This window comes from Psychrobacter sp. FME6, assembly GCF_014861365.1.
Lineage (GTDB): Bacteria > Pseudomonadota > Gammaproteobacteria > Pseudomonadales > Moraxellaceae > Psychrobacter.
In genome coordinates, this window is record NZ_RRYW01000079.1 from 1 (window position 1) to 14047 (window position 14047).

Here is a 14047-nt window from a genome sequence, read left to right on the forward strand (position 1 = left end):
GTGTGGGTCATAAAACGGCACAGCAAGTATCAGAGGCAATGATAGGTATCCTAAAGCCAGTGAGGTTACAGGTTAAGACCATTACCTCTGACAATGGTAAAGAGTTTGCTCAGCATAAGAAGGTGAAACGAAAGCTCTTTACTTCCTTCTTCTTTGCCGATGCTTATGCGTCATGGCAGCGAGGAACCAACGAGAATACCAACGGATTAATCAGAGAGTTCTTGCCTAAGGGTTGTGACTTTAGACAAGTCTCTGATAATGAGATACAGGACATTGAGAATAAACTAAACAACAGACCAAGAAAACGCTTAGGGTTTAAAACGCCCAATCAGGTGTTCTATAATATAATTTAGCGTTGCACTTGGTGTGTTAATCTAAGCAATATTAAAACAATAAGTCGTTATTATGATAAAAAAGGCTTGCAAAGTCCTCAAAATTTGCTAAAATGCTCAACCTAAATAGGCGTATAGCTCAGTTGGTTAGAGCGCTACCTTGACATGGTAGAGGTCGTTGGTTCGAATCCGATTACGCCTACCAGATTCGAAAAGCCCCAATCTTAAGATTGGGGCTTTTTTTTGTCCGTGAAATATGGGCTGTAGCGGAAAAGGAAACTATACGTCGATTCAAATTACCTCTTTTCTCACTTTCAGCAAACATCATCAAAAAACGTGTGTGCCCAAATTGTGCCTAAGTTGCGCCTGCTATCTATTTCGCCTTTCTTTCAGAGTAGCACTTTTGACCTCTACCCTAAACTATCTAAAGCAATCTCAAAATTGATTTACTTCTCTTTATCTAGCGACTCGTTAGGTACATAAGTAAATAAATCACCTACTTCAATATCTAGTGCCTCACAAATTTTATCCATAGTGTCAAAATCTATTCTTGAAGTCTGTTCGTTATAGATCTTGTGCACTGTCGACTTACTAATTCCTGTCATCCTTATTAGATCTGCCACCTTCATACGTCGTTCAGCTAGTAGCACTGGTAAATTACATAAAATCATTAATAATTCCTTAATAGACTAAAAAAGTACTTGCATCAACTAACAATAGCTAGTAAAGTACTTCTATCGAACAACAAATTACTTTTATAAAACTATTTGTTATCTCGATAAAACAACCTAGTTATTTAATTGGCTTACAGGGAATTTATTATGTCACATACCTACCTAACTACCCAAGAGCTTTCTGAGCTCATCAAATATAACCCTCGTACTATCCGTAATGAGCTCAAAGATAGCGTGCTTATCGAAGGCATTCATTATATACGCCCATTCGGTGGTCGTAAAATTTTGTACATTTGGGAAGAGATTGAAAAAGATATGCGCACTGGCATTGCCGGTAGCGTCAATGCCATGGCACTACAATAAGGAGGAATAGGATGGCTAGTATTAGAACCCGTAGAGGGAGCAATATGCTATTTGTCGATTTTTATTACATGGGTATACGCTGTCGGGAGACGACAAACCTAACAGACACACCAGCAAATCGCAAGAAGCTTGAAAAAGTGATTGAGAAGATGGAAGCAGAAATCATCTTAGGACTGTTCAACTACGCTAAGTACTTTCCAAAAAGTGATAAAGCGGCACAGATGGTAGCGTTAAACGACCGCAAGGAATGCATTAGTACCGATACGCCTTCTTTTGAACAGTTTGCAGAATTATGGTTTGCTGAAAAAGAAATTGAATGGCGTGATACTTACAAGCGCAAAATAAAGGAGATTATTGATATGTACTTGATTGTTAAGTTTGGGACTAAGCCCATTCATCTCATAAAAAAGACAGATGTATTAGCCTTCCGTTCATCGCTCGCCAAAGTAACGTACGGAAAAGCTAACAAACATCTGTCAGCGGCACGCATCAATTCGATAATGGTACCTTTGGGTATGATACTAAAAGAAGCGGCTAAACGCTATAAATTTGATAATCCTTACTACGATATCAATGCGCTCAAGCAACCTAAAACGGATATCCAACCATTCACACTAAGTGAGGTTTGGACGTTTATTAATGGGGTGAGAGCAGACTATCGCAATTATTATCTGGTACGTTTTTTTACAGGTATGCGTACGAGTGAGATTGATGGGTTAACGTGGGAGAACATTGACTTTAATCGACGTGAGATTGTGATCAAACAAGCTTATGTTAAAGGCAAAATTGTTCCTCCTAAAACTCAAGAGTCTTATCGTGCAATTCAAATGTCACCTTGGGTCTACGATGCTCTGAAGGAACAGCAGACCATCACTTATAAGCGATCTGACTATGTGTTTTGCGCACATACGGGTGAGCCACTTGATTACAACAATGTGAATAAGCGTGTTTGGCACCCTACTCTTAAGGTTTTAGGTCTGAAGAAGCGCAATGCTTATCAGACCCGTCATACCGCAGCAACGCTATGGTTGGCTGCTGGCGAAAGTCCTGAATGGATTGCCAGTCAAATGGGACACTCTACAACCAAGATGCTGTTTAATACATATAGTCGCTATGTACCGAACATGACTCGACAGGATGGTAGTGCGTTTGAAGCATTGGTCAATCGCAGTCAGATTGCTCAGGTATCTACCGATAAGGGGCCTCACAATGAAAATGATTGATTACGATATATTGCATGCGACGTTTAAACCTAGTGGCTATGTCAGTAATGGCGCAGATAATATTGCTAACTACCTCATCTGTGAGCTCTGCATTCAGTCAGGTACTGGTTTGGCTAGGTTCCTAAGTATTGATAGTTGCTTTGATAATCATATGGCGCTGCGCATATGGGTTCAAATGCGCTTAGAGGCCAATCCTGACTATGTCGTTGATGATATGTGTAGTCAGCTACAGAGTAAGCTTTACGAGCTCCTACCTCAAACTGGCTATGGATACTAAGGAGGGTATTATGAGTATGAACTTCGTCTTTGATTCAGCTCTGGAGGATACAGCAAAGCGTCTGTGCTATGAGTATTGGTCCTATGCGTCGCCCAGTGATTATATAGCGCATTTAGAACTGCTTTGTTATGACCACAACACGGAGACTGATGTTTTATTTGCTACACTTGCAAAATGTCAGGTTTATTTAGATGACGTACACTGTGAGTACTGTGGTCGTCCCTATCAATTAGATGTCCCAGCAGATGTACCTTATGCAAGGAGATTAAATTCTTGGTTTTGTGAGGGGTGTATTAGCTTTTCTGGTGGACAGCTTATTGTAGACAGATAGGTTTTTAGAAAAAATTTATTGCCAGACAACTTAGGTTGTCTGGTTTCGCATTCAATTAACTAGCGACATATACTGTCGTTTTAAATATATTATTCATTGTTTTACGAACAAAGTTCCGTTAAAGTAAATTCGTATTCAAATTCTACGATACTTTTAATAGACGGAGCTATTATGGCAAAACCTAGCAATCCTTATACCGATAATAGCTTTGTCTCCTCTGATCTTAAGACTATTTTGCACTCCAAACGTGCCAATATCTACTACCTCTCGCACTGCCGCGTCATGCAAAAAGACGGTAGAATTCTCTATCTCACCGAAGACGATAAAGCCAACCTGTTCTATAACATTCCTATTGCCAATACCACCTCCATCTTACTCGGTACGGGCACCTCCATCACCCAAGCGGCGATGCGTTTACTGTCGCAGGCTGGGGTTTTGGTGGGCTTTTGCGGTGGCGGTGGTACGCCGCTATTTATGGGGTCTGAGCGCGAAGTCTTCGTCGAGTGGCTGACCCCGCAGAGCGAGTATCGACCGACAGAATATGTGCAAGGTTGGCTCAGTTGGTGGTGGGATGACGATAAACGACTAGCTGCCGCTAAGATGCTACAACATGCGCGTTTGGCTTACTTACAAGCAATTTGGAGCAAAGATGTTGATCTAAAACGTCAGGGATTTGATAGCAGTCGTGATGACATTAAAGCGCTCATCGATAACAATATTCGACAAATCGATCAGCAAACTGAGGTCATGCACTTATTGCAGTTAGAAGCTCGCCTGACCAAAAACCTGTATAAACTCGCTGCCAAAAACACCGGCTATGACGGTTTTACTCGCGCCCATGATGGTATCGATAAGGCCAATAGCTTTCTCAATCATGGCAACTATTTGGCCTACGGACTGGGTGCAACCACCGCATGGACGCTAGGTATTCCACATGGTTTTGCAGTCATGCATGGCAAGACCCGGCGCGGGGCACTGGTGTTCGATATCGCCGATATTATCAAAGATGCGCTAGTGCTACCCCTCGCCTTTATATGTGCTAGTGAAAATATGAGCGAGCAAGAGTTTCGCCAGGAGTGCTTAAACTTATTTACCAAACATCATGCGCTAGATTATCAGTTTGAAGCTGTTAAACAGATTGCTATGAATAAAAGCTGGCAGGTGTAGAAAATGATCGTTACCTTTGTATCTCAATGCGAGAAAAAATCGCTAAAACGTACTCGCAGAATCCTAGACGCCTTTGCTAATCGTATTGGGAATAATGTTTGGCAGACGGCGATTACCGAAGATGGCTTACAGACGGTTAAACAGCTCCTACGCAAATCAGCGACCAAGTCTACAGCGGTGAGCTGTCATCGTAATAAGACGCGCCAGCTGACGGAGCTGGTATGGATCGTGGGTAATAAACGCAAGTTTAATGAGGTTGGGGTGGTTCCTGTGAACCGTACCAAAAGAAATATTCTGCATAGTGAGTGGGAGAATGAATGGAGTTATGCCAGTAGTATTCAAATTATCGCTACACTTGCTGCATTACTCCACGACATTGGCAAATCAACGGTTGGTTTTCAAAAGAAACTCCTTGTCGGTAGTAAACAAGGCGACTCTTATCGGCATGAATGGATATCATTAAAACTGTTTGAGCTGATGATTGGCGATTGCAGCACTGACGAAGCATGGCTTGACCATTTAATGAATTTAAATGAATGGTTAGAAAATAACAATATAGAAAATCTACTATCTAATGCTAATAAAGATGTCGTCAATATAAAAGCTATGCCGCCCCTAGCACAGTGGATTGCTTGGCTGATTGTCACTCATCACCGCTTGCCACCTATCAAAAAGGTTTTTTATCCTTACAAAGATATTCAACGTTTGCAATTACCTCAAAATACGTTAGAGATTAAAAGAGACTTAAATCAGTTTTATGGAAAAATTGAGCCGTTCGACTATTGGGTAAAAAATCCTAAGTCGTTAGAGGAGATGACCAAAGCGCAATTAAAGGACTTTTGGCAATTTGAGCATTTAGTCATTAATAGCCCAGCTTGGCAAAAGAATATCAAGCGTTGGTCTAAAAAAGCCTTAAATGACCCGACCTTAATGCAATTAAGCCAGCAAGCAGTTGATGATAACAAAGCCATCAGCGATCCATTCTTACTGCATATATCACGGTTATGCTTGATGGTAGGCGACCATAATTATTCTAGTCTCAAAGAAGACGACTCTCGCTGTATCACAGTCGATAGCAGCTTTAAAAATTTAGCCGCTAATACCGACCGAACCGCCAGCACGCCCACCGTTAAGCAATCTCTTGAGGAGCATCTATTAGGTGTCGGAGCTTTTACAGCACATTTTTGTCGTGCACTTCCTATCATTGCCAGTGAAATGCCAACACTACGTAATCATGATCCATTAGCTAAACCTACTGGGATTGAATGTTTTAAATGGCAGAATCAAGCTTTTAAGATGACTTATGGTTTGCAAAAAGCCACGCGCGAGCATGGGTTTTTTGGAGTTAATATGGCATCGACAGGTGCAGGTAAAACCATCGGTAATGCACGTATCATGTACGCTCTAGCTGACCCAAAAAAAGGAGCGCGCTTTACTATCGCTTTAGGACTGCGGATTCTAACCTTGCAGACCGGTTTAAGCTTTCGTAAAAACTTAAAATTGGCAGGTGACCAGTTAGCCATATTAGTCGGTGGTAGCGCCAATAAAAAATTGTTTGAGCTGGCATACGATAACAAGACTAATGATATTACTGACATTATCGATGAATATAAAAAGAACGATGAGCCTGATAATGAGTCTGAAAATTTTGGTAGTGAGTCCAGCGAAGATTTGTTAGATGAAATCGTCGATAGCGACATTGACTATCAAGACTATGAGGCGCTGAATCTCGATACGGTCATCGCTAGCCCTAAAGCACGCGATTTAATATTTGCGCCTATCGTGACCTGCACCGTTGACCATATTATCCAAGCCTCTGAGTGCAAACGTGGTGGTAAATATATTGCCCCCATGCTGCGACTGCTCAGTAGTGACTTAATACTCGATGAACCTGATGACTTTGATCAAGCGGACTTGCCTGCGCTGTCGCGTTTAGTGCATCTAGCAGGACTTTTTGGTACGCGAGTGCTGCTTTCATCTGCAACCTTGACCCCTGACTTGGTGACAGGACTGTTTGAAGCCTATATGGAGGGGCGAAAACTATTTAATCAAAGTCAGAATAAACCTACGCCAAAAGTAGTTTGCGCATGGTTCGATGAACAGCCCAAAGCGATGCTATCGGAACAATGCAGCGACGTTAATGGCTTTCAGAACAGTCATAAACAATTTTGTGAAAAACGTGGCAGCTATTTAGCCCAGCAACCTATCAGACGTAAGGCAAAAATACTGCCTTTTTCAGCTAACTATACAAAGGATAAAGCGTCGCAGTTTTATAGCACTTTGGCGCAGACTTTGGTTGATGCTGCCATAGGCTTGCACTATCAGTATCATGAAGTGTCTGATAATAAGCTTCAAGCTGATAAAGTTGTGCGGGTAAGCATTGGACTCATTCGCGTTGCCAATATTAACAACATTACCAGTATCGCTATGCAGTTATTTAAAGCAGACAGCATAACGGTGCCAGATGACACGGTTATACATGTAGCGTGCTATCACGCTAAGCAGCTTTTACTACTGCGCAACGCTTTGGAGAATAAGCTAGATAGAATCTTAGACCGTAGCGATAGTAAAGTTAGTATTTTTAACCATTCTGAGATTAAGCAAATCATTGCTAATAATCCTGCCAAAAATCATATCTTCATAGTGCTTGCTACCCCTGTCGCTGAGGTCGGGCGCGACCATGATTACGACTGGGCAATCGTAGAACCCTCCTCCATGCGCTCTATCATTCAGCTGGCTGGGCGCGTGTGGCGGCATCGTCCTGATAAAGTCGCCGACGAGCCAAATATCTTACTGCTGCAATATAACATTCGCTACTTTAAACACCCTAATGGCAAACGCCCTATCTTTACCCATCCAGGATTTGAGACCACGCTGTTTAAACCACCAAGCTACGATTTGAATGAGCTAATGACAGCAGAACAATTAGCACAAGTTGATGCCAGACCTAGAATTAAAGCAGCTCATGATAAAACAGTAGAAACGCTGAGCGACCTCGAACACCAAGTTATGCGACATCTCCTTAACAACCCTAAGCTTAACTATGTCAATGCTTACTGGGATAGCAAAGCCACAGCCAATCGTACGCATACTCATCTACAGCAAATCAGTCCTTTTCGAGCTGGCACTCCGCAAGACGATTGGTTATTAATTCCGCGCATGGTTAATGATGATGAAGAAACTGATGTGCCAACGACAGGATTTGATGCTTACTATGCAGAAGATGTATTTGAAAAAGGTTTAGTTAAATCTACCATCCATAATAAAACCATTCAGCCGCTAGACTTTAATTTTGAGCACGCGCAAATAAAGCCGTGGTTGAGCACTTCATTGAATGACGTCTTGCAGGACTTACAAGTGGCACAGCCTGATAAGAGCTTGCTTTCATTAGCCATTACCTACTCGTCAGTGTCACTTGATAGCATCAAGGCTAATAACAGTCGCGGCTGGGCGTTTCATGAGTTTTTTGGTTTTGTGCGGGAGTGAGTTATTGGCATGAAAAAAGCACGGCGTTAACCGTGCTTCTTGATTGAGCCAATCCACCTATGCGGTGGTGAAATTTAATATTGTGTATGACATTTTCTAAGCCATTTAAGCAATGGTGTACTATAATAACAAATCGATTATTTTATTTTAATATTATGTATGACATGGTTGATTATAATTTAAGCTTATGCTTTAATGCTTTAGTCAACTATTCAATACTGATGTTGGCTTTTACTTATAGGTTCATACGAGGTAATTGATTATGGCGAGAAAAACACATCATGTTGTGCCAAATTCGGAAGGTGGCTGGGATGTTAAAGGTGGTGGTAGCAAACGTGCCATTAAACATCATGAGCGCAAAACAGATGCAGTTGACCATGCACGTGGAATCAGTCGCAATCAAGAGTCTGAATTAGTTATTCATAATAAAGATGGCAGAATCAGCAATGCTGATAGCCATGGTAATGACCCTTATCCCCCTAAAGATAAGCGATAAACTTATTTTCTGATACTGTAAGGCGTATAGGTATTCCATATCTATACGCCATCCTCAGAATATTACTAAACGTTATTTAGGATACAATCTATGACTGACATACCCCCAGAGCTAGCAAGCAATGCGGTCAACGCCTTTCTTGCTAGCCAATACGACAAAAAGACTGAAACCGAGCAAAAGCAGCTCGCTAAAGCCATTGAAAATAAGGAGCATGAAAAGGCTTCAGAGTTAAAAGAAACCTTAGCAGATGCTAAAGATAAATATAGCGTCAATAATTGGATTGCTGACGCTGCAACGCGCATGGCAAAGCAATTAAATTTTGGTACGCATATCTCAAAAGGGGTACACCCTGATGCCAAAGGCGATAATGTCAGTTTTGAAGCCATAAATAATTTACCCAAAACCATCGTCGGTACGCACTCAATAGACAGTAGCTATATTGATGCCAATGGTAATGCCGCTGCCCTGCCCCTGGCCGCTTTTTTCGATTTTGAAATAAATGAGACAACTAAAATTCGTGACCTTATCTTAGCAGATAATACTGACTTTTCTGCTTCACTTAACAGTGACCAAACTCTTGCAAATACTTACCACCAAACCTTTAAAGAGGCTTTGCAAAATAACATTACTGAGCCAGTCACTCATGAGCGTAACAAACAGACCTTATGGGTCATTAGCGCTTATGAAGAGACCGATATTGAGCAGCTTAATTATATTAATATCGTCCCGCTTTATCCTTCTGTACTTACCCATGAAGTTTACCAACGCGTCAATCATCTTAAATTTTCTGATGACAATAAAGCCGCACGCGATAATCGCTTTAAGAAAACTGCCGAACAGCGTCCTTATGTGAGCTTGAATAATTTGGCAACCGTTCAGCTTGGTGGCACTAAGCCGCAAAACGTCAGCCTGCTCATGAGTAAACAAGGTGGCCGTAATTACCTCCTTCCTTCTCTGCCACCAATCATCAAGCAAGACCGCGCTTTTAAATTATCCAAATTTGCCAATAGTATCTTTAGCACTGGCATGGAATATAACGCCCGCGAAGCCATCCAAAATATTTTTAAGTCCATTAAAGATACGCGCAACATTGTCGATGTCAGAGACGCACGCAAACGAGCTATCGATGAAGTGTTATATCAGATATTTGCCACAGCAGAAGATATCCGCACTACCCTACATGCTGGCTGGTCAAAAGACTATGAGCTTGACCGCATTGAGAAGCTTTGGCTCGATCCCAAACGCGCCGACCTTGATGGTGAAGCTGAGTTCAAAGCAGAACGTGAAGAAGATGATGCTTGGCATAGTCAAATCGTTCACCGTTTTGCGCGTTGGCTCAATACCTTAATGCAAGCTGAATTTAAGCAAATAGCCAACGATTTTGGTGATGCTGAACATTTGGAATGGGAACGTGAGATTGAGGATATGAAAAAACGCTACGAGCGCGCAGGCAAAGGAGTATTTTTATGAGCCGCATAGATGATGACAATAATATTGGTGTGGTTGGCTATTTGATGTTTAAAAAGGTCGTCATTGAAGGAGCGAATACTATCTCAAGTCCGCTGACTTATGGCTTCCCCGCTGTCACTGGGTTTTTGGGTAGCTTTCATGCGATGTCACGAAAAATGGTAGATGATGAGCTGCTCTCTGATGTCTGTTTAGGCGGTGTACTTCTTGCCTGTCACGACTGCCAACCACAAATGTATCGTCCTAATAGTTATAACAACTACACTTTCAACCAAACGCGCAATCCTATCAAAAAAGATGGCAAAACCGCCTCTATAATTGAAGAAGGCAAATGCCGATTGGTGATGACCTTTGTAGTCGAGATATTAGGTACAGATATCTTAACTAATGAGCAGCAAGATTATGCCATGCAAAGAACCAAACAGTGGCTACAGCAGCAGCGTATGGCTGGTGGTAGCGTAAGGGGCTTGGCAAGGTTTGAGCCCGTGCAATTCTTTGATAAAGATGACGTCAGCTCTATTACTGCGCAATTACTGCCGGCTTTTGTGTTAATGGATGCGCAGGACGACTTTGTCGAGATTATCGATAAGGTGCAAGCAGACAACCCAGACGCGACGCCACTAGACGCTTTGATAGATGTTTGTACACTACATCATATTCCTAAAACCCAAAAAAACGGTGATACAAAGTGGCTGACTACCTCACGTAAAAGCGGACACGGTTGGTTAGTGCCTATGCCGATAGGTTATCAAGGTATCTCTGATTTATATGACGCTGGCATGATGCAAAACGTGCGCAATCCTGAATATCCTAGTCAATATGTTGAAGCTATATATAGCCTTGGCAGGTGGGTTTATCCGCAGCGTCTAAATAGTGTCGGCGGTGATAATGATATTGCTAATGCGTTTTGGCGTTACCATTATAATGCTGATGAATCACTTTATTTAGTCACTCAAAATCGAGAGTTTTAATTTTACTTTGTTCTAATCAATAACCCGTTCAATTAACTTTTAATTTCTTACAATCATGGAGAATAATATGTCAAAAACAGCCCTAAAAACTGCATCCGTCCTAGCCTTTGAGCGTAACCTTGATATCTCAGATGGTTTCTTTGCACAAACAGACAGCCAAACTGCTAACGCTAAAATTAGTGCTGTAACCATTAACGAAAAATCTGTCAGAGGTACGATTAGCAACCGTCAAAAAAACGCCATTGCTAAAGACCCTGCCAAGCTCGATGCCGAGATTCAAAAAGCCAATCTACAAACGGTAGACTCAGCCTCATTAGATGAAACCAATGATACTCTGATTGTAACGTGGAGCTGTAAGGTGTTGCCGTTCACCGGTAAACCTAGCGTCTGTAACGACCAAGATTATCAACAGGCCTTAGTCTCAACGGTACAGGATTATTTGGATGACCAAGGCGTTAATGAGTTGGCTCGTCGCTACGCTAGTAATATTGCCAATGCCCGCTGGTTGTGGCGCAATCGTGTAGGCGCTGAAAGCATCAAGGTTAATGTTAAATGTGATATTGATGGCACTAAACACGACGTCGAATTTGATGCAAAGTCCATTTCACTAAAAGACTTCAATACAGACGATAGCAATATCAATGAATTGGCTAAGCTGATTGAAAAGGGCTTAAATGGCGACGCTTTTATCATTTTATACGTCAAAGCCGCTGCCTTAATGGGTTACGGTCAAGAAGTTTATCCCTCGCAAGAACTGGTACTCGATACGGGCAAGAGCAAAAGTAAAATCTTGTATGAGATCAATGGCAAAGCAGGCATGCACTCTCAAAAAGTCAGCAATGCCATTCGCACTATCGATGACTGGTATCCTGAAGCCGAGTTCCCTATCGCTATCGAACCTTATGGTGCGGTCACGACTTTGGGTACAGCGTTTCGCCAACCTAAAGATAAAATGGACTTCTACAGCCTGTTTGATAACTGGGTATTAAAAGGCGAATCGCCAGACGTAAACCAGCAGCATTATGTCATGGGCGTACTTATCCGTGGCGGCGTATTCGGTGCCAGCGGCAAGGAGTAACTTATGAGTCAGATGACCCATTTCCAAGAAATAACCATAATCCCCGACCCCGAGATTGCACCTTACTTTATTTTGAGTAAACTATTTACCCAATTACATATTGCATTAGCGGAGATGAAAAATGATCACGGCATCGACTCCGTCGGTGTCAGCTTTCCTGATTATCATTATGACGAAAAGGGTAAATCATCCAAGCTTGGTCTAAAACTTCGAGTCTTTGCTCCCAGTAAAGTGGATTTAGAGACTCTAGATCTCGATAAATGGCTAGAGCGATTGACGGACTATGTGCATGTGAAGCGCATTAATGAGGTTGGTGACAAAGCCAAAGGGCACGTTGTGATCAGACGCTACCGCCATAAAAACGTGCTTAAGCAAGCTGAAGCATTCGCTGAGCACAAAGGCATTACGCTGGAGGCGGCACTGATACACTGCGCCAAACACAAGCAGGATAACAAGCCCTATCCGTATATCAACTTAAGGAGCATCAGCAACAATCAACCCTACGCATTATCTATCATTCAAGAAATGGCAGATAACGAAACTCAAGGGTCGTTTAACAGCTATGGCATTAACAATGCGGCAGATAAGGTTACTGTTCCCCATTGGTAAGCCACTTATAAGGTAATGATGAATTACCCAAAAATTGGGACAAAAAACCCTTTTTTTGAGCTATTTAAAAACTTGCAATAAAATCAATCAGTTACAACAGAGTGAAAAATGGAGGGTAAAATAGGGTATTTTGACCTCCACGCCTTGTTGTAACTAAATTTTTTGAGGTATAATTCCTCTTCCTCACCGCATAGGTGACTTAGAAAACGGACGCACGACCTACGGTAGGGCAAAACTGCTTCCTCACCGCATAGGTGACTTAGAAATCTGCAAGTGAATGTTCCTTCGTTCTTGTGACCTTCCTCACCGCATAGGTGACTTAGAAAATGATAAGGGGTTACCACGTCCGCAAATTATCCTTCCTCACCGCATAGGTGACTTAGAAAGAACCAAATACAAAAAAGCCTTGTCTTAGAGTCTTCCTCACCGCATAGGTGACTTAGAAAAGTTGCACTACAAGACCTTGTAGACACCTTCACTTCCTCACCGCATAGGTGACTTAGAAAACAAATGGACTGCACGCTGTACCACAAATCATCTTCCTCACCGCATAGGTGACTTAGAAACTCCAGTTACAGTCTTTTCGATAAATGACGATCTTCCTCACCGCATAGGTGACTTAGAAAAGCCCCCGTTTTACCGAACATCAAAGTGTTACCTTCCTCACCGCATAGGTGACTTAGAAAACACAGCCAGAGCCATAAAAAAATAATAAAGACTTCCTCACCGCATAGGTGACTTAGAAACTAATTTGCAAGTCTAAAACATATATAAAACTTCCTCACCGCATAGGTGACTTAGAAAAGCTTGATTAGAAATAAGTACCGTGGTGAATTCTTCCTCACCGCATAGGTGACTTAGAAATTGCACGCTGTCATACAAATCATCAAAAAAACCTTCCTCACCGCATAGGTGACTTAGAAAAGTTGCATGGTGTGTGAACAAATAATTAGCCACTTCCTCACCGCATAGGTGACTTAGAAATTTTAAGCTCCGCTTGGTGCTGCTGTTCAGCCCTTCCTCACCGCATAGGTGACTTAGAAAGCTATTAGTCAATATATCATCACTGTTTTTATCTTCCTCACCGCATAGGTGACTTAGAAAACGCTACAAAACCCCAAACTACTCCAAGAAGCCTTCCTCACCGCATAGGTGACTTAGAAATCAATGCTTTTTATTGTTGATAACAAGCCGCTCTTCCTCACCGCATAGGTGACTTAGAAACCACCAATAATGGCTATTAATTTAAAGTATTCTTCCTCACCGCATAGGTGACTTAGAAAATGCAACTGGTTGCAACCGACCTAAAGCCATACTTCCTCACCGCATAGGTGACTTAGAAAATACGGCATAAGGGATTGCTTGTACCACAAATCTTCCTCACCGCATAGGTGACTTAGAAAAAAGCGGAAAAAACTAAAGCCAGACCAAAAATCTTCCTCACCGCATAGGTGACTTAGAAAACGTTGTTGCGATTTACTCGAAGGCCGTCAGGCTTCCTCACCGCATAGGTGACTTTGTAGTGGCATAATAAAATTGGACAGCTTCTAAGAGGTTATAATAACCCAAAGAA

General features: G+C 42.0%; 13 protein-coding genes, 1 tRNA gene and 1 CRISPR repeat array. Of the genes, 13 read left to right on the forward strand and 1 reads right to left on the reverse strand.

Annotation, left to right across the window (positions count from 1 at the left end; all coding sequences use genetic code 11):
- On the forward strand, window positions 1–353 hold a 353-nt coding region (locus EI162_RS10880; RefSeq protein ID WP_192524380.1), incomplete at its 5' end, for an IS30 family transposase.
- 107 nt (window positions 354–460) lie between these two features.
- Window positions 461–537 (forward strand) — tRNA-Val (locus tag EI162_RS10885).
- A gap of 241 nt (window positions 538–778) precedes the next feature.
- Here EI162_RS10885 and EI162_RS10890 read toward each other — a convergent pair.
- A complete protein-coding gene (locus EI162_RS10890; protein WP_095570171.1) occupies window positions 779–1003 on the reverse strand; it encodes a helix-turn-helix domain-containing protein in 225 nt (74 codons plus the stop codon).
- Between the two features lie 150 nt (window positions 1004–1153).
- On the opposite strand from EI162_RS10890, the gene EI162_RS10895 reads away from it, so the two are divergent.
- The 11 genes from EI162_RS10895 to cas6f all read left to right on the forward strand — a co-directional run bounded on the left by EI162_RS10895 (window position 1154) and on the right by cas6f (window position 12474).
- Window positions 1154–1369 (forward strand): hypothetical protein, encoded by a 216-nt coding sequence (locus EI162_RS10895; RefSeq protein ID WP_075107543.1) that lies wholly within the window; start codon window positions 1154–1156, stop codon window positions 1367–1369.
- Between the two features lie 11 nt (window positions 1370–1380).
- Window positions 1381–2592, forward strand: coding sequence for an Arm DNA-binding domain-containing protein (locus EI162_RS10900; protein WP_095570170.1), 1212 nt, complete (start codon window positions 1381–1383; stop codon window positions 2590–2592).
- The gene (locus tag EI162_RS10905; RefSeq protein WP_192524381.1) at window positions 2579–2869 is read left to right on the forward strand and encodes a hypothetical protein; all 291 of its coding nucleotides are present in this window, start codon (window positions 2579–2581) and stop codon (window positions 2867–2869) included. The genes EI162_RS10900 and EI162_RS10905 overlap by 14 nt, the downstream gene beginning before the upstream one ends.
- A 10-nt stretch (window positions 2870–2879) precedes the next feature.
- Window positions 2880–3200: a hypothetical protein gene (locus EI162_RS10910; protein ID WP_095570168.1), complete on the forward strand. Its 321-nt coding sequence runs from the start codon at window positions 2880–2882 to the stop codon at window positions 3198–3200.
- Between the two features lie 171 nt (window positions 3201–3371).
- Window positions 3372–4367, forward strand: coding sequence for a type I-F CRISPR-associated endonuclease Cas1f (cas1f, locus tag EI162_RS10915; protein ID WP_192524382.1), 996 nt, complete (start codon window positions 3372–3374; stop codon window positions 4365–4367).
- Between the two features lie 3 nt (window positions 4368–4370).
- A complete protein-coding gene (gene cas3f, locus EI162_RS10920) occupies window positions 4371–7853 on the forward strand; it encodes a type I-F CRISPR-associated helicase Cas3f (protein WP_192524383.1) in 3483 nt (1160 codons plus the stop codon).
- 262 nt (window positions 7854–8115) lie between these two features.
- Window positions 8116–8349 carry a DUF2188 domain-containing protein gene (locus EI162_RS10925; protein WP_192524384.1) on the forward strand — a complete coding sequence of 78 codons (234 nt, stop codon included), beginning with the start codon at window positions 8116–8118 and terminating at the stop codon, window positions 8347–8349.
- 90 nt (window positions 8350–8439) lie between these two features.
- A complete protein-coding gene (gene csy1 / locus EI162_RS10930) occupies window positions 8440–9819 on the forward strand; it encodes a type I-F CRISPR-associated protein Csy1 (protein WP_192524385.1) in 1380 nt (459 codons plus the stop codon).
- A complete protein-coding gene (gene csy2, locus EI162_RS10935; RefSeq protein ID WP_192524386.1) occupies window positions 9816–10787 on the forward strand; it encodes a type I-F CRISPR-associated protein Csy2 in 972 nt (323 codons plus the stop codon). Before csy1 ends, csy2 begins: the two co-directional genes overlap by 4 nt.
- A 67-nt stretch (window positions 10788–10854) precedes the next feature.
- Window positions 10855–11865 carry a type I-F CRISPR-associated protein Csy3 gene (csy3, locus tag EI162_RS10940; RefSeq protein ID WP_192524387.1) on the forward strand — a complete coding sequence of 337 codons (1011 nt, stop codon included), beginning with the start codon at window positions 10855–10857 and terminating at the stop codon, window positions 11863–11865.
- 3 nt (window positions 11866–11868) lie between these two features.
- Window positions 11869–12474, forward strand: coding sequence for a type I-F CRISPR-associated endoribonuclease Cas6/Csy4 (cas6f, locus tag EI162_RS10945; RefSeq protein WP_225736974.1), 606 nt, complete (start codon window positions 11869–11871; stop codon window positions 12472–12474).
- Window positions 12475–12652: 178 nt separating this feature from the next.
- Window positions 12653–13997: a CRISPR direct-repeat array (repeat unit 28 nt; unit sequence CTTCCTCACCGCATAGGTGACTTAGAAA).
- Window positions 13998–14047: the final 50 nt, after the last annotated feature.